Raw genomic sequence first — 16,019 nt, 5'->3', positions numbered from 1 at the left:
GGGGTCAGGTGAGGGTGGAGCAGGGAGCCGGGTAAGAGCACGATCGCGGTCAGACCGGCGTTGTGCGAGCGCAGCCGCACCCGTACGCCGTGCCGCTGCGCCAGCCGGGCGACCACGAACAGCCCCATGCGGCGGGAGACCGAGACGTCCACGGTGGGTGCGCGGGCGAGCCGGGCGTTGGCCTGTTCGAGCTCGGCCTGGGTCATGCCGATGCCGGTGTCGTCGACGGTGAGCATGAGCCCGCCGCTCTCCATCGTCCCGGTGGCGACGGTGACGCGGGTCTCGTACGGGGAGAAGGCCAGCGCGTTCTCGATCAGCTCGGCCAGCAGGTGGACGATGTCGTTGACCGCCTGCCCGGAGACACCGACGCCTTGCGCGAGCTTGACCACGACGCGCTCGTACCCTTCGACCTCGGACAGCGCGGCGCGCACCACGTCGGCCAGTCCGACCGGCTCGTTGTACCGGCGGGGGGCGTCCTGGCCGGCCAGGACCAGCAGGTTCTCGTTGTTGCGCCGCATGCGCGTGGCCAGGTGGTCGAGGCTGAACAGGCCGGCCAGCCGCCGCTCGTCCCGTTCGCCCTGCTCCAGCCCGTCAATGATCTTGAGCTGGCGTTGGACCATGGTCTGGCTGCGCCTGGACAGGTTGACGAACATGGCGTTGACGTTCGCGCGCAGCCGGGACTCCTCGCCGGCCAGCCTGATGGCCTCGCGGTGCACCTCGTCGAACGCGCGGGCGACCTCGCCGATCTCGTCGCGGGAGTCGACCCCGATGGGCTGCGGGACGAACCCCGCCCCGTCCCCGCGCTCGCGCAGCAGGCGGACCGTCTCCGGGAGGCGGGCGCCGGCGATGTGCAGGGCCTCGGTACGGAGCCTGCGCAGCGGGCTGACGAGGGACCTGGCCATGATGGCCGTGATGATCAGCACCGCGAGCAGCAGCAGGAGGCTGTAGGCGGCGGCCAGGAGCGCGTCGCGGCGGGCGGCGTCCTTGAGTGCCCTGCTCCGGACGTTGATCTCCTCCCCGATCCGGCGCTGCATGGTCCAGATGCCGTTCACGGAGCCGCTGCTCGCCTCGAACCAGTGGTCGGCGTCGTCCTGGCGGTCCGGTTCGATGTCGATGCGGTCGCCCTCGCCGGCCTGGGCCAGCGCGCGCAGCCGGATCACCTCGGCCCGGTCCACCAGGGTGCCGGTGACGGTGTCGTCGTAGAGCTGACGCTGCTCCGGCGTGGCCACCGACCTGAACACGGTGACCTCGCTCTCCTGGCGTGCGCGGGCGGCGATGAACCGGTCGAGCTCGCCGCTCTGGAATCGGCCGGCGGCGGCCGCGGCCGTGAGCAGGCCGCGCTGCTCGGAGGCGGCGTCGTACGCCTTGGACAGGGCGGAGAGCGCGGCCACGTCGTCGGCGAGCGCCTCCTGGTCGCCTCCTTTGCCGATCTGGTCGTGGAACTGGGTGAACACGGCGATGATCTGGGAGTACTTGGTGACGGTGGGCAGGGCGAGCAGTTCGGAACCGAGCACGGTGTTGCGGGTGGCGGCGATCTCCGGCAGGCGGCTGAGCAACTGCCGGGTGAGGGCGGACGCGCTCTCGCCGTACGCGGGCGTGATGGCGGCGGCCTTGTCACGGAAGGCCTCCGCGGCGGCGTCCACGGGGCCGAACTGCGCGCGCAGCGGCTCCTCGCGTTCCGGGGTGCGGTCGGCGGCCACGTAGTGCACGGCGAGGTCGCGTTCGAGGGCCAGCTGGTGGGTCAGTTCGGTGACGGAGGCGCTGAGCTCCGCCTTGTCCATGACGCGCTGGTACTGGCTCGCCAGATTCCACGACGTGATGACCTGCTGCGCGCCGACCACGAAGCTCACCCCGGTCGGGATCACGATGAGGGCGATGAGCCGCGACCGTACCCGCCAATCCCGGAACCGGAATTTGCGCCGACCTTTTTCCCCGTTGCGGCCATGCGGCCTCGACGGTGAAGGCGGGTGGGGACGGTGGACGTCCGCAGGCGATCGCTTGCTCACTGGCTCCACTCTCTGGCCTACATACACGCCGGCATCGGCGCCTGATGCGCACCCCGAGATGAAGAGCAATTTCAACACACGCCAGGCAGGTAGCGCCAACCTTACAAACCACCTGACTACCTGGAAAGGATGACGTACGGCAAAATCGGCCCCAGCAGAGCAGAGACGTCATGAAAGCCGGACAGTAACCGACAATCGGCGATATTTCACTGTGTCCCGCGCGGGAGACCATTCATGGCTTTCGCGCCACTCCTGCTGTACGATCACCGCCTGCCGCCCATGATCCCGGAGCACGAAAGCGGCGGCTTCGACGCCTCGGCCAAGGAGAACCATGCGACCCGGGCCAGCACTCCGCACGTGTGCGGCGATCGCCGCCGCGATCGTCCTGACCGCATGCTCCGGCGCCGGCGAAGGACCGTCCACGACCGGCCTGGAGAAGACCGCGCTGACCATCGGCGTCAGCCCGACGCCCTCGTCGGCTCCGGTGTTCATCGCCGACCGCAAGGGCTTCTTCAAGGAGGAGGGCCTGACCGTCAGGACGGAGGTCATCCAGGCGCCCCAGACCGTCATGCCGAAGATCCTCAACGGCTCCATGGACATCTTCAAGGGCAGCTACGTGTCCTTGATCAACATCCAGGACAGCGGCGCGGCTAAGATCAAGATCCTGCACGACAGCCTGGCGGCCGCGCCCGGCATCGCCGGGGTCGTGGTCATGAACGACTCTCCGCTGCAGGGCCCGAAGGATCTCAAGGGCCGGACGATCGCCGTCAACTCGCTCGACAACCTGGGCACCATGTCGATGAGCGCCCACCTGAAGGCCTACGACCTGCCTCCGGAGGAGGTGAAGTTCGTCGTGGTGAACTTCGAGGCGCAGCTGACCGCGCTCAAGCAGTCGCAGGTGGACGCCGCGTGGATGGTGGAGCCGTTCCTGTCGGCCGCCCAGCAGGCGGGCGCGCGGCTGCTGCTCGACACCAACACGGGTCCCACCGACGCGCTGCCGATCGACGGCTGGGCCGCGACGGAGGAGTGGACGGCCCGGCACCCGAGGACCGTCGCCGCCTTCCAGCGCGCCGTCTCCAAGGCGCAGCGCCTGGCCGCGACCGACCGCGCGGTGCTGGCCGAGGTCGTCCCGCTCTACACCCAGACCCCGAAGGAGGCGGTGATGACCATGGCAATGGGGACGTTCCCCACGACGTTGAACGCCACGCGCATCCAGCGGGTGGCGGACCTGATGGACGAGTTCAGCTACCTGAAGGCGAAGGTCGATGTGGCCTCGATGGTCGTACCCCTCCCTGAGCAGTGACGCGAGGCCGCCCGCTCGCGGAAGGAGGCTCAGCCGCCCCAGCCCGGCACGGCCATCCTGACGGAGAGGGCGTGTTCGACCAGGTTGATCAGCGCGCTCTTGACGGAGTCCTTCGACCTGGCGTCGAGGCGCACCATCGGGATGTGCGGGGCCAGGGTGAGGGCGTCACGAACCTCGGCGTCGCTGTGCGGATACTCTCCGTCCCAGCCGTTGACTCCCACCACGAACGGCAGTTGCGCCTCCTCGAAGTAGTCGATGGCGGGAAAACTGTCGGCCAGACGGCGGGTGTCGACCAGCACCACCGCGCCGATCGCCCCACGCACGAGGTCGTCCCACATGAACCAGAACCGGTGCTGCCCGGGTGTCCCGAACAGGTAGAGGATCAGGTCACGGTCGAGGGAGACCCGGCCGAAGTCCATCGCCACGGTCGTGGTCGACTTCAGCGGCGTCATGCCCAGATCGTCGATGCCCTTGGAGGCGTCGGTCATGACGGCCTCCGTGGTCAACGGCATGATCTCCGACACCGCGCCGACGAACGTCGTCTTGCCCACCCCGAAGCCTCCAGCCACCACGATCTTGGTGGAGGTGAGGCCGGGACTAGAGCCTGCGAAGTCCACTGAGCACCCTTTCGAGCAGATTGACGTCCGGCCTACCCTCATCCAGCTGTGGCTGGTGCACGCGGACCAGACCTTCGGCGGCCATGTCAGCGATCAGGACCCGTACCACGCCCAGGGGGATCCGCAGCAGGGCCGAGACCTCCGCCACCGACCGGACCTGCCGGCACAGTTGGCTGATCGCCTGGTACTCCGGCGTGATGTGCGAGAACTCCCGCTGCTCGGCGGTCGCCGAGGACACGAGGGCCTCCATCGCCAGCTTGACCCGCGGCGCCGTCCGTCCGCCTGTCACCGCGTACGGGCGGACGGGCGATGCCGGGTCGGGACTCAGCGGCGACTGGGACTGGGGCTGAGGCGGAGGCACCCAGTCGCCGCTGTTCCATCGGGGGTCTGTCACCTACGTCACCTTGTCTGGCTGGCGCGCAGCTCCGCACGCACAGCCGGAGTCAGCACCTGACCGGCGCGATCCACCATCAGCGTCATCTGGTACGCCACCAACCCCATGTCACAATCCGGAGCCGCCAGCACCGCCAGGCACGAACCATCACTGACCGACATGATCAGCATCAACCCACGCTGCATCTCCACGATCGTCTGATTGACCGCACCCCCCTCGAACACCCGCGCCGCACCCTGCGTCAAACTCACCAGACCCGACGCGATCGCCGCCAGCTGATCCGCCCGATCAGCCGGAAACCCCGACGACGCCGCCAGCGGCAACCCGTCAGACGAGACGACCACCGCGTGCGCGACCCCGGGGACGGTGCTCACGAAGTCGGTGATCAGCCAGTCGACTCCGCGTGCCGCGTGACTCAGGTCCCTCATGCGTCCTCCTCCCTGTTGTTGTCCGCCGGGCCAGAGGGGAACGCCCTGCCCTCGGTGATGTCATCGCGTGCCGCCCGGAACCCCTGCTGGAAGCTGGAGAGCCGGCTGCGGATCCGGTCCGGTGACACCGACGGCATCGGCGTCACCCCCTTCGGCGACGACGAGGTGTCCGCCGATCCGGGCACCAGGTTGGCCTTGGGCACCCGCTTGGGCAACCCCGCGGCCGTCGATCCGTTACGCACTGGCTCCACCACCGCTTCCGCCGCGCTCCAACCTTCGTCCGCCTTGGACGGTCCCCAGCTCGCGCCGCTCCCGTCGCGGCCGAACCAGGCTGATTCGACCGCGGCGAAGATCGGCAGGTAGTCGTCCCCTCCGGAGGCGGGCGGGGCCGCCGGGATGGACCCCGCCGTGCCCGGATCCGGATCGTGGTGGTCGAACCCCGGCCGTTGCGGCGGCATCGTGTCGTTGCTCCAGCCGCCCGGCGGGGGCTCGGGCCCTGGCCGCCTGGGCAGACCTCGGTCGCCGTTCAGCGCCGGGCCGCGGTGCGAGTTCCACACGTCGGCCCCGTCGTAGCCGAGAGGCTCCTGCGGCCAGCCGCCGGGCTCGGGCTGCCAGGGAGCCGACGGAGGCCAGGAACCGCCGGAATCCGGGTTCGACGGGAAGGACGGGTGGCCCGGCCCCAGCTGGTACGGCGCCTGCGGCCAGTCCGTGGCCGGCGGCGCGGGGTGCGGGCCGGAGTACGGCTCGTCCCTGGACGCGCCACTCGCCGCGCCCGCGAGGGCGGGGGGCTGGTTGCCGGAGAACGCGGGGGGCTGGTTGCCCGAGAAGGACGGCGTGCCGGTGTGGGGCGGCGCCTGCGTGCCCAGCATGTTCTCGGGGATCAGCACCATCGCGGTCAGCCCGCCGGAGCTGTGCGGGCGCAGTTGCACCCGGATGCCGTGGCGGTGCGCCAGGCGGGCGACCACGAACAGGCCCATGCGCCGCGACACCGACACGTCCACGGTCGGCGCATCGGTCAGGCGCTCGTTGGCCTGGATCAGCTCCTCCTGCGTCATCCCGATGCCGGAGTCGGTGATCGACAACATCACGCCGCCGCCGTCGATCCTGCTGCCCGACACCGTCACCCGCGTCTCACGCGGCGAGAACGACAACGCGTTCTCCACCAGCTCCGCGATCAGGTGAATGACGTCGTTGACCGCCTGACCCGCCACCGACACGCCGTCGGGGACCTGCAGCACCACCCGCTCGTAGTTCTCCACCTCCGACAACGACGCGCGCGCCACGTCGACCAGCTTGACCGGCTGGCTCCAGCGCCGCGGCGGGTCCTGACCCGCCAGCACCAGCAGGTTCTCGCTGTTACGCCGCATACGCGTGGCCAGATGGTCCAGCTTGAACAGGTTCCCGAGCCGCTGCTCGTCCTGCTCACCCTGCTCCAGACCGTCGATCAACGTGATCTGCCGCTCCACCAGCGTCTGACTACGCCGCGACAGGTTCACGAACATCGCATTCACGTTGCTGCGCAGCCGCGCCTCCTCACCCGCCAGCCGCACCGCCTCGCGGTGCACCTCGTCGAACGCCCGCGCGACCTCACCGATCTCGTCGTGGGTGTCCACACCGATCGGATCGACCGGCGGGACCGTTCCGTCCCCGCTTTCGCGCAGCTCGCGTACGGTGCCGGGCAGGCGGTTGCCCGCGATGTCGAGCGCCTCGCCGCGCAGCTTGCGCAGCGGCCTGATGAGCGAGCGGGCGATGAGCGAGATGATCGCGAGCACCACGAGCAGCAGCACCAGGATGAAGCCGCCGGAGATCAGCGCCGAGCGGTTGGCGCTCTCCTCCAGGGCCCTCGCGCGCAGGATGACGGAGGAGGACAGATCCTTCTCCACGGCGCGCAGCGCGTCGATCTTGCCGGTGCTGACCTCGACCCACGTGGCCGCGTCCTGGGCGGGCCGGCCACCGATGCTCAGCTCCTTGCCCTCGGCCGCCTGCGCCATGGCCCGGAGCCTGAACAGGTCGGTCTGGTCGACGTCGTGACCCACGACCGTGTTGCGGTAGACCTCGAGCTGTTCGAGGTTGGCCAGGGTGGCGAACAGCGTCGTCTCGCTCTCCTCGCGCGACTTGGCGTCGGTGAGCGCGTCGAGCTCGCCGCTGTCGAAGCCCTTCCTGTCCAGCGCGCTGGCCAGGATGCCGCGCTGCTTGGACGCCTGCTCCTTGGCCCGGGCGATGGCGGCCCGCGAGCCGGCGCTGCGGGACACCTCGTCGTCCACCGCGACCTGGCCGACCTGGTCGTGGAACTGCAGCAGGGTCGCGATGATCTGCGAGTACTTCTGGATCATCGGCAGGGGCTGGATCTTCCCGTTGACCGCCGTGTCGCGTACCGTCCTGATCTCGTCGAGGCGGCGCAGCACCGGTCGTACGGCGTCCCCGTGGGTGTCCGTGATCGCCGCCGCCCGTTCCTTGGCCTCCTCGATGTGGCTGTCCACCGAGCTGTAGGTGGTACGCAGCTGAGCCTCACGGTTGTCCGGCCGGCCCTGGGAGATGTAGAGCGCGGTCTCGTCACGTTCGAAGGACAGCTCGTGGGTGACGGTGCCGAGTTGCTGGCTGAACTCGGCGACCTCTCTGAGGGTCTGATAGGAGTTGGCGTCACTGAGCGAGGTGATCACGTTCAGTCCGCCCAGACCCACGGCCACGGCCGTGGGAACGACGATCAGCGCGACGAGCCGTGACCGTACGTGCCAGTTGCCCAATCCAAACCTTTTGGAACTCGGCTGGGACAACCGTCGCTTCTCATGCCCGTGCGGCTCGCGGTCGGCGGAAGCTTCAGCGCTCTGCGTTCTCACTTGCCTTCGCAACCTCTCGCCTGGAGGGGGAATTCTCGGTGGCCGTGCAGGTTATTGCAGGTGGGGCAATATGTAGGTCCAGATAAGCGCCATTTGAGCACAGGGGTCGCCAAGGGCCAACCACCATCAGTGCCCAGATGGGGTGTTTATCCCCTAGTGTCCGGAAAATTCAGCAGAATCGGTACAGGGCCTCTCATCAGGCGAAACAGGCAATAGAAGGCCCTCCGCGGGCCACCTCTTGACTCGCAGAAAGAATCGAATAGCATGCACCATCGACTACTGAGGTCTCGCCTTCACCTCCAGTCCCAAAACGGACATTCACTCAGACGCGTATCGGTCGCCAGAATTTCACGATAGAGCCGGAAACAGACATTGCAACCACAAGTGTTGTTCTCGCGATAATGACCACCAATTTGGTGCTACCGTCGATCTCTGTTGTGCGTCAGGCACGCAGTCCCCCGGGAGCAGAAGCCCCCCGGTTCCCCCCCTGGCTCCATCTGAAGGGAGTCCCTGACATGAGGCTTGGCCGTCCCGCCAGGACCGCCATCATCGGGATCGCTCTGATACTCGGTGTAGTGGCGTGCAGCACAGGCGGCTCAACGACCGCCAGCGCGCCATCGTCCGCACCCGCCAACGGCGGCCTGGAGAAGACGGAGATCAAGGTCGCCACCCTGCCCGCCATCGACAGCGCAGCCCTCTATGTGGCCATCGACCAGGGACTCTTCGAGAAAGAGGGCCTTGAGGTCACCCCGCAGGTCGTCCAGGCCTCCCCCGAGGCCATCCCCATGATGCTGAACGGCGAGATCGACGCCATGTTCGGCAACTACGTGTCGATGTTCGCCGCCCACGACAAGGGCTCGCTCAAGCTGCGGATCCTGGCCGAGGGTTCGCGCGCCTCCCCCGACTCGCTGAGCATCATGGCGCTGCCCGACTCGCCCATCAAGGCGCCGAAAGACCTCGAAGGCAAGACGATCAACGTGAACGTCCTGCACAACTTCCAGGAACTGGCGCTCACGCAGGTGCTCAAGGCCAACAACGTCGATCCGGCCACGATCAAATACGTTCAGGTGACGTTCCAGAACATCATGCCATCGTGGAAGGGCGGCCAGATCGACGCCGCCTACCTCGGCGAGCCGATGGTCACCGCCGCCACGGCGTCCATGGGCGCCCGCAAGATCCTCGACCCCGCGTCCGGGCCGGCCGCGGAGTTCCCGATCTCTGGCTATGTCAGCACGCAGGAGTGGTACGACAAGAACCCCAAGGTCGCCGCGGCGTTCCAGCGGGCCATCCACAACGCGGGCAAGCTGATGGAGAACAACCGCGAGGTCGTGGCCAAGGTGCTGCCGACCTTCACCCAGATCAACGCGGCCACGGCCGCCACGGTCACGTTCCCCTACTTCTCCAGCAACGACAATCCGGTCCGCCTCCAGCGGGTGGCCGACTGGATGCTGGAGGCCAAATGGCTGTCCAAGGCGATCGACGTGAAGACCCTCATGTCGCCCACCACGTCGGGGTGAGCGCCCAGACCCTGTCCCGTGCCCGCCCGGCCTCCAAGACCACCCGCTGGTCACGCCGGGCGGCCGGGGCGCTCGTTTTCGCCGCCCTCATCGAGCTGACCAGCCGGACGGGCCTGGCCGATCCGGAGTTCCTGCCGCCGGCCACGGAGATCGTCGGGCGGGCGGTCGCGCTGCTGGGCGATCCGGCCTTCACCGGGCACGCCCTGACCAGCCTGCTCGCCTGGGCCATGGGCCTCGGCATCGCGGCGGCCATCGCGGTGCCGCTCGGTCTGCTGCTCGGCAGCGTACCGATCATCGACGCCGCGATGCGCTCGGTCGTGGAGTTCCTGCGGCCGATTCCGTCGGTGGCGCTCATCCCGCTGGTGGCCCTCGTGATCGGCACCGGGCTCCAGTTGCGCGTCACGCTGGTGGTCTACGCCTCACTCTGGCCCATTCTCTACAACACGATGTACGGCCTGCGCGGCGTCGACCCGCTGGCCAAGGAGTCGCTCAGGTCGTACGGCTTCGGCCCTCTGGCGGTGCTGCTGCGCGTGTCGCTGCCGTCGTCGGCGCCGTTCATCACCACCGGGGTCAGGCTGGCCGCCGGGGTGGCGCTCATCCTGACCGTCAGCACCGAGATCGTGGCCGGGCGGGGCGAGGGCATCGGCGTGTTCATCTTCTTCGCCGGGATCGCCGTGCCCGCGCGGATGGCCGACATCCTGGCCGGCGTGTTCTGGGTCGGCCTGTTCGGGGTCGTGGTCAACGCGCTGCTGGTGGCCGCCGAGCGTCGGGCGTTCCGCTGGCACCACGCGCAGTTGGGAGAGCGGCCATGAGGCGCAGAGGGGTGCGCACGGCGGCGTTCCGGTGGATGGTGCTGCTCGTGCTCGTGCTGGTCTGGGAGGCGGCCACGCGGCTGGCGGGCAGCACGTTCTTCCCGCCGCCGAGCGCGATCGTGCTCCGCATGCACACCATGTGGTTCTCGGGTCCGATCGGCTCGTTCTTCCTGACCGACGCGGCCGTGGAGAACATCCTGCCGAGCCTGGGCAGGATGGCGGCGGGGTTCGCGGGTGGCGCGCTGGCCGGGGTCGTGATCGGGCTCGCGGTGGGGCTGTCGGCCAGGGCGTACGACTATCTCGACGGGGTGCTGCAGTTCCTGCGGGCGATCCCGCCGCCCGCGCTGGTCACCGTCTTCCTGGTGCTGTTCGGGTTCGGGCTGCGCATGCAGCTGGCGTTCATCATGTTCAGCATCGTGTGGCCGGTGCTGCTCAACACCGCCGACGGCGCGCGTACGGTCGAGCCGCTGCACCTGCAGACCTGCCGGGCCTTCCGGCTGTCGCGGACCGAGCTGCTGCTGCGGGTGGTGGTGCCGTCCACGCTGCCGAAGATGTTCGCCGGGCTGCGGCTGGCGCTGTCGCTCTCGCTGATCGTCATGGTCTTCTCCGAGCTGCTGCCCGGCACCACGAACGGCATCGGCTTCCAGATCACCGACGCCTACGCGACGTTCGACCTGCCCGGCATCTGGGCCGGCATCGTCCTGCTGGGGGTGCTGGGCTACGTACTCAACGAGCTGTTCCTCGTCGTGGAGCGCCGGGTGCTCGGCTGGCACCACACCGCGCAACAACTGGCCGCCCCGTGAGCGGGCCGCCCGTGAAAGACTGAGATCGCGTTCTCAAGAGGTTACCTAACCGACATGTCCGGCAATTTACCCTCCGATACTGTTGTTGTCCCGGCTCCGCAAGAGCCCCCGTGCAATCCGCGGCCTCGCCCCCAAGGACATCCATTGCTCGAGATAGACAACCTCTCCCACGTTTACGGCGGCGGAAGCCCGAACGAGCACCACGCCATCGACGGGCTCAACCTCAGCGTCGCGGCGGGCGAGCTGCTGTGCATCGTCGGCCCCTCGGGATGCGGGAAGTCGACGCTGCTGCGCTCGATCGCCGGCCTCATCACCCCGACCGGAGGCGAGATCAGGGTCGAGGGCGAGGTCGTACGCCAGACCCCCGACAACCTGGCCGTCGTCTTCCAGGACTACAGCCGCTCGCTGTTCCCGTGGATGTCGGTGGCCGACAACGTGGCGCTGCCCCTGCGCCGCAAGAACATGGACAAGCGCCGGCGCCGCGAGGCCGCCCAGGAAGCACTCGAGTCCGTCGGGCTGCAGGACGCCGGGCGCAAATACCCGTTCCAGCTCTCCGGCGGGATGCAGCAGCGGGTGGCGATCGCGCGGGCGCTGGCGTACCGGCCGACCCTGATGCTCATGGACGAGCCGTTCGGCTCCGTCGACGCGCAGACCCGCGAGGACCTGGAGGACCTCGTCCTCAAGGTGCGCGGCCACCACCAGATGACGATCGTGCTCATCACCCACGACATCGACGAGAGCGTCTACGTCGGCGACCGCGTGGTGGTGCTGTCGAAGGCCCCGGCGCACGTGGTCGGCGACCTCAAGGTGGAGCTGCCCGCGCCACGCGACCAGATCTCCACCCGCGAGCATTCCGACTTCGTCCACCTGCGCGCCGAGGTCGGCCGCCTGGTCCGAGGCCACGCAACCGTGTGAGTCTCGCTCGTTTTTCACGAGCTCTCGACTCTCGGTTCCTCTGCTGCTCAGTGCTCGACTCGGCTTCTCGGCGGTGGAAAAAGCCCCATACTTTACGGCTGCGCCAAGGTCACGCCAGGCGTCGCACGGGGCTGAGGGCCTCCAGGGAGACGCCCGCTGACCCGCACGGGGCCGGCCGCCGTTACGGCGCTCTGCCGACCGGTTATGGGGTTGTACTCCATCCCGTAAGCGAATATCGGCCTATTCTGGACTTCGTGGCGGATGTGCTGGTAGGCCGGGGCTGCTCGTGGGAGTTCGATTCCGAATTCCTGCGTATCAAGCCTGAAAACGGAAAAGCGCCCAAACTTCTCTCCGAACTCGGTGAGCGGGTGGTGCCTTACGAGGCGATCGCCAAGGTCACCCTCGCCCCCGGCAAGCGCGGCACGGTGGTGCTGCGGGCCGAACCCCGGCGCGGCGCCGATCCGCTGATGGCCGCCGCGGCCGGGCAGCTCAGGGAGTCGGCCGACCCCTACCGGCTGGTGCTGCCCGCCGAAAAGGAGTCACTCGCCGACTACTACGCGGAAGAACTGCGTTCGGCCCTCACCGGCCGCGGCCCCGCCGCCGGTTTCCTGGTCGCCGGTCCTGAGCCGCCACGCGCCTTCAAGGGCTGGGACGGCTCGGCCACCTTCGACGGCGACACCATCACCCTCACCTGGTTCTGGTCGGGAGCGACGGCGGCCAAGTACGCGGCGGGCGACCAGCGTTACGTCCCCGCCGACCTGGAGGGTGTCGAATGGCACGCGCCGGAGGGCGCCAGCGGATGCCTTCGCTTGCTGGTGCGCGGTCGCCGGCCGCCTCCCGAGGCCGACAAGGACCCCGCCTCCGTCATCTTCGGGCTGGGCTGGGGCTCCACCCACAAGTCGCTGCCGTTCGCCGCCGCCGTCCTCGCCTCGATCCCCACCGCCGTCCTGGCCCAGGGGTCGAAGGAGCTTCCCTCGGCCGTGTCCGACGTGGCCGGGCTGATCGCCAAGCTCGGCGAGCTCCGTGACGCGGGGCTGTTGACGGAGAGGGAGTTCCAGCTCAAGAAGGCGGAGCTGCTCTCCCGCCTGTGACCGGCGGACGCGACGGGCCACCTCATCCGGCACCCGGCCTTGGTGCCGTCGGCGCGTGGGTCTGGGGGTTGGCCTCCCGGTCACACCAGTTCCAGGCCGCCGTCGATGGTGAGGACCTGGCCGGTGATCCAGGTGGCGGTGGGGTCGGCGAGGTGGACGATCCAGGCGGCCACCTCGTCCGGTTCGCCACGACGGCCGAGCGGGATGCGGGCCGCCTCGTCCCGTTTGATCTGCTCGACCGTCTCCTGAGGCAGCCCGGCGGCGGCCAGCGCCTCGCTCTCCGTGGGGCCGGGTGCCAGGGCGTTGACGCGGATGCCGTCGGGCGCGAGTTCCAGGGCCCAGCTGCGGGTCAGCTGCTCCAGGGCGGCCTTCGAGGCGGCGTAGTGGGCGGCGCCGGGCAGCGGGCGGTGCCCGTACGTGCTGGAGACGTTGACGATCGCCCCGCGGGCGGCCTTGAGATGAGGCAGCGCGGCACGCGCGAGCAGGCTGGGCGCGGTGACGTTGAGCGCGAACAGGTCCCCGATGCGCCCGGCGTCGGTCTCGGCCAGCGGCATCATGGCCGTGGCGCCGGCGCTGTTGACGAGCACGTCGAGGCGGCCCCACCGCTCGATCGCCGTGCCGACGACGGTGCCGGGCGCGTCCTCGCCGCAGATGTCGGCAGCCAGGACGGCGATCCTGGGGTGCTGGTCCGCGGTCTCCCGCAGCACGTCGGCGCGGCGGCCCACCCCCAGCACGTACGCCCCGGAGCGGGCGAGGGCGAGCGCCGTCGCACGGCCGATCCCCGTTCCGGCCCCGGTCACGACGACCGCTTTGCCCTCCATCCGTCCGCCAGGTCGATCGGTCACGACGTCCCCCTCTTGTTCGATGTTCGTGAAACGTCGAACAAGCTAGCATGGACGCATGCAGAAGGCACATCATCCCGAGTTGGGCGAGATCGCACTGACTGAGGTGATGGCCGCGCTGAGCGATCCGATCCGGGTCGGGCTGGTGCGTGTGCTGGCCGACGGCCACGAGCGCGGCTGGGGTCAGCTCCGCGCGCCGGTGGCCAAGTCGACGCTCAGCCATCACCTGCGCGTGCTGCGCGACGCCGGGCTGACCCGCACCCGCCAGGAGGGCACCCGCTGCTATGTGACCCTGCGCAGGGACGACTTACAGGCGCGTTTCCCCGGTCTGCTCCAGGTGGTGCTCTCGGCGATGGAGATCGACGACGTGGGTTCCCAGGTGGGCCTCCGGGAGGGAGATTCCTGATGTCCCCGCCTGGCCGCCACCTGTCAGCCTCTCGCGCATGAAGCTCTCGTCGGTGGGCGAGGTGGAGCGGCACCGCGTCGACTTCTCGTTCAACCAGTTCCGGGGCGACGTGTCGAGCGTCTTTTCGCCGGCTTCAGGCGCGGTGATCCTGGAGCGGTCGGGGTTCTGACCGCTTCCGCGCACGGCCGGGCGCCCAGCGCGCCGGTGCACGACCGGATGCCCGGCGGCTGTGCGCGCGCCGGGTGGGCGATGGGCCCGCCGCCCCCCGGTGAGGCAAGGATGGCGGGCCGTGAAGGTCGTCTAGACCGGGCTGTGCATGTGGCGCGTCAGGGCGTGCTCGACCAGCGTGATCAAGGTGCCCTTGACGGATTCGCGCTGCCGGGCGTCCAGTTGCACGATCGGGGTCTGACCGCCGATCGACAGTGCCTCGCGGATCTCCTCCTCCGCGTGCGCGAACTGCCCGTCCCAGCCGTTGATGCCGATCACGAACGGCAGCTTGGCCTCTTCGAAATAGTCGATGGCCGGGAAGCTGTCGGCCAGGCGGCGGGTGTCGACCAGCACCACGGCGCCGATCGCGCCGCGCACCAGGTCGTCCCACATGAACCAGAACCGGTGCTGCCCGGGCGTGCCGAACAGGTAGAGGATCAGGTCACGGTCGAGGGAGACCCGGCCGAAGTCCATCGCCACGGTCGTCGTCGTCTTGTTCGGCGTGAGCGAGACGTCGTCGACGTGGGCCGAGGCGTCCGTCATGACCGCTTCGGTGGTGAGCGGCAGGATCTCCGACACCGCTCCCACGAACGTCGTCTTCCCCACGCCGAAGCCCCCGGCCACGACGATCTTCGTCGAGGTTAGGCCGGGGCTAGAGCCTGCGAAGTCCACTGAGCACCCTTTCGAGCAAGTTGAGGTCCGGCTTTCCCGCGTCCAGCGCAGGCTGGTGCACGCGGATCAGGCCCTCCGACGCCATGTCGGCGATCAGCACCCGGACCACGCCGAGAGGCTGGCGTAAAAGGGCGGAGATCTCGGCAACCGACCGGACGTTCCGGGTCAGCTGAATGATCGCCTGATACTCCGGACTAAGTAGGGAAATGTCTTGATATTCCGATGTCACGGAGGACACCAGGGCCTCCATGGCGAACTTCATCCGCGGCGCGGTGCGCCCCCCGGTCACGGCATAGGGCCGTACCAGGGAACTAGGTTTCTGCGGACGGGGAGCCGCCGGATGCGGCGGCGTACTCTCGCCAGCCCAACCCTGACCTGACACCATGTTCTCCTGTCACCGCCCCCTAGCGGGGACGGGCCGCTTGCAGCTCCGCGCGCACGGCCGGAGTCAGCACCTGGCCTGCACGCTCGACCAGCAAAGTCATCTGGTATGCCACCAGACCCATGTCACAGTCCGGAGCGGCCAGAACAGCCAGGCAGGAGCCATCACTGATGGACATGATCATCAGGAGCCCTCGCTGCATTTCGATGACGGTCTGGGTCACCATACCGCCCTCGAAGACCCGCGCCGCTCCCTGGGTCAAACTGATCACACCTGACGCGACCGCGGCGAGCTGGTCGGCCCGGTCCTTGGGGAAGCCCTCGGAAAAGGCCAGCGGCAGCCCGTCGGACGACACCACGACCGTGTGAGCGACGCCGGGCACGTTGTTCACGAAGTCCGTGATCAGCCAGCTGATGCCGCGCGCTCCCTGGCTCATTTCTCTCATTTGTCCTCCTCATTTTCTTCTCCGCGGGTGAAAGCTCGGCCTTGCCGGACACCCTGCTGGAAGCTGGAGAGCCTGCTGCGCAACCGCTCAGGTGAGATCTGCGGCGCCGGTGACGTGGCCTGAGGCTCGGCCAGGCTGGCCGTACCGGGCACCAGGTTGGCTTTGGGGACGCGACGGGGCAGCCCCGAAGCCGTCGTGCCGGACTGCGCGGGCTGCGCGGCGGCCTGCGCTGCCTGGAAGCCGGAGTCCGCGGGTGAGGACCACGACGCGCCCGCGCCCGACTGCCCCGGCTTGCGCTGCGGCAGCTTGCCCGGCGTCTGCGCGGGCGGGGCGGACGGGGGC

The 16,019-nt window shown here is 68.9% G+C and carries 17 protein-coding genes and 1 pseudogene; 8 read left to right on the top strand and 10 right to left on the bottom strand.

Features of this window, described 5'->3' with window-relative positions:
• The coding region (locus E1295_RS41690) for a sensor histidine kinase (protein WP_132639807.1) at nt 1-1,865 on the bottom strand (1,865 nt) is incomplete at its 3' end.
• Nucleotides 1,866-2,337: 472 nt separating this feature from the next.
• On the opposite strand from E1295_RS41690, the gene E1295_RS41685 reads away from it, so the two are divergent.
• Complete coding sequence (locus E1295_RS41685; protein ID WP_132639805.1) at nt 2,338-3,309, top strand: ABC transporter substrate-binding protein; 972 nt, start codon at nt 2,338-2,340, stop codon at nt 3,307-3,309.
• Between the two features lie 29 nt (nt 3,310-3,338).
• Here E1295_RS41685 and E1295_RS41680 read toward each other — a convergent pair whose 3' ends face one another.
• From E1295_RS41680 to E1295_RS41665, 4 genes are read right to left on the bottom strand one after another with little or no spacing between them, the layout of a single operon-like run.
• Nucleotides 3,339-3,926 carry a GTP-binding protein gene (locus E1295_RS41680; protein ID WP_132639803.1) on the bottom strand — a complete coding sequence of 196 codons (588 nt, stop codon included), beginning with the start codon at nt 3,924-3,926 and terminating at the stop codon, nt 3,339-3,341.
• Nucleotides 3,907-4,287 (bottom strand): DUF742 domain-containing protein, encoded by a 381-nt coding sequence (locus tag E1295_RS41675; RefSeq protein WP_132601579.1) that lies wholly within the window; start codon nt 4,285-4,287, stop codon nt 3,907-3,909. Before E1295_RS41675 ends, E1295_RS41680 begins: the two co-directional genes overlap by 20 nt.
• Before the next feature lie 38 nt (nt 4,288-4,325).
• Nucleotides 4,326-4,748, bottom strand: a complete 423-nt coding sequence (locus tag E1295_RS41670) for a roadblock/LC7 domain-containing protein (protein WP_132339573.1) — start codon at nt 4,746-4,748, stop codon at nt 4,326-4,328.
• Entirely contained in the window at nt 4,745-7,492 is a 2,748-nt protein-coding gene (locus tag E1295_RS41665; RefSeq protein ID WP_132639801.1) for a sensor histidine kinase, read from the bottom strand. The genes E1295_RS41670 and E1295_RS41665 overlap by 4 nt, the downstream gene beginning before the upstream one ends.
• Nucleotides 7,493-8,100: 608 nt before the next feature.
• Here E1295_RS41665 and E1295_RS41660 point away from each other — a divergent pair.
• The 5 genes from E1295_RS41660 (at nt 8,101) to E1295_RS41640 (ending at nt 12,723) form a co-directional block, all read left to right on the top strand.
• Entirely contained in the window at nt 8,101-9,102 is a 1,002-nt protein-coding gene (locus E1295_RS41660; protein ID WP_132509876.1) for an ABC transporter substrate-binding protein, read from the top strand.
• On the top strand, nt 9,099-9,914 hold the full coding sequence (locus tag E1295_RS41655) for an ABC transporter permease (RefSeq protein WP_246081009.1): 816 nt from the start codon (nt 9,099-9,101) through the stop codon (nt 9,912-9,914). Before E1295_RS41660 ends, E1295_RS41655 begins: the two co-directional genes overlap by 4 nt.
• Entirely contained in the window at nt 9,911-10,717 is an 807-nt protein-coding gene (locus E1295_RS41650; protein WP_132639795.1) for an ABC transporter permease, read from the top strand. The genes E1295_RS41655 and E1295_RS41650 overlap by 4 nt, the downstream gene beginning before the upstream one ends.
• A gap of 144 nt (nt 10,718-10,861) precedes the next feature.
• Nucleotides 10,862-11,632: an ABC transporter ATP-binding protein gene (locus tag E1295_RS41645; protein WP_132639793.1), complete on the top strand. Its 771-nt coding sequence runs from the start codon at nt 10,862-10,864 to the stop codon at nt 11,630-11,632.
• Between the two features lie 254 nt (nt 11,633-11,886).
• Nucleotides 11,887-12,723, top strand: a complete 837-nt coding sequence (locus E1295_RS41640; RefSeq protein ID WP_132639791.1) for a DUF4429 domain-containing protein — start codon at nt 11,887-11,889, stop codon at nt 12,721-12,723.
• Nucleotides 12,724-12,803: 80 nt separating this feature from the next.
• Here E1295_RS41640 and E1295_RS41635 read toward each other — a convergent pair whose 3' ends face one another.
• On the bottom strand, nt 12,804-13,568 hold the full coding sequence (locus tag E1295_RS41635; protein WP_246081007.1) for an SDR family NAD(P)-dependent oxidoreductase: 765 nt from the start codon (nt 13,566-13,568) through the stop codon (nt 12,804-12,806).
• Between the two features lie 55 nt (nt 13,569-13,623).
• On the opposite strand from E1295_RS41635, the gene E1295_RS41630 reads away from it, so the two are divergent.
• Together E1295_RS41630 and E1295_RS52075 are read left to right on the top strand one after the other, a co-directional pair.
• Nucleotides 13,624-13,971 carry an ArsR/SmtB family transcription factor gene (locus tag E1295_RS41630; protein ID WP_132639789.1) on the top strand — a complete coding sequence of 116 codons (348 nt, stop codon included), beginning with the start codon at nt 13,624-13,626 and terminating at the stop codon, nt 13,969-13,971.
• Between the two features lie 37 nt (nt 13,972-14,008).
• On the top strand, nt 14,009-14,140 hold the full coding sequence (locus tag E1295_RS52075; RefSeq protein WP_281284801.1) for a hypothetical protein: 132 nt from the start codon (nt 14,009-14,011) through the stop codon (nt 14,138-14,140).
• Nucleotides 14,141-14,271: 131 nt separating this feature from the next.
• Here E1295_RS52075 and E1295_RS41625 read toward each other — a convergent pair whose 3' ends face one another.
• The 4 genes and pseudogenes from E1295_RS41625 to E1295_RS49405 form a co-directional block, all read right to left on the bottom strand.
• Nucleotides 14,272-14,850 carry a GTP-binding protein gene (locus tag E1295_RS41625; RefSeq protein WP_132639787.1) on the bottom strand — a complete coding sequence of 193 codons (579 nt, stop codon included), beginning with the start codon at nt 14,848-14,850 and terminating at the stop codon, nt 14,272-14,274.
• Entirely contained in the window at nt 14,831-15,232 is a 402-nt protein-coding gene (locus E1295_RS41620; RefSeq protein ID WP_425465119.1) for a DUF742 domain-containing protein, read from the bottom strand. The genes E1295_RS41625 and E1295_RS41620 overlap by 20 nt, the downstream gene beginning before the upstream one ends.
• Nucleotides 15,233-15,254: 22 nt before the next feature.
• Nucleotides 15,255-15,677 (bottom strand): roadblock/LC7 domain-containing protein, encoded by a 423-nt coding sequence (locus E1295_RS41615; protein WP_090935862.1) that lies wholly within the window; start codon nt 15,675-15,677, stop codon nt 15,255-15,257.
• Nucleotides 15,674-16,019: pseudogene (locus tag E1295_RS49405) on the bottom strand (hypothetical protein); the annotation flags it as partial. The pseudogene E1295_RS49405 and the gene E1295_RS41615, both read right to left, overlap by 4 nt.

The organism is Nonomuraea mesophila (assembly GCF_004352805.1).
Lineage (GTDB): Bacteria > Actinomycetota > Actinomycetes > Streptosporangiales > Streptosporangiaceae > Nonomuraea > Nonomuraea longispora.
The sequence above is the reverse complement of the archived record's forward strand: the minus strand, read 5'-3'. Positions and strand labels throughout refer to the sequence as shown.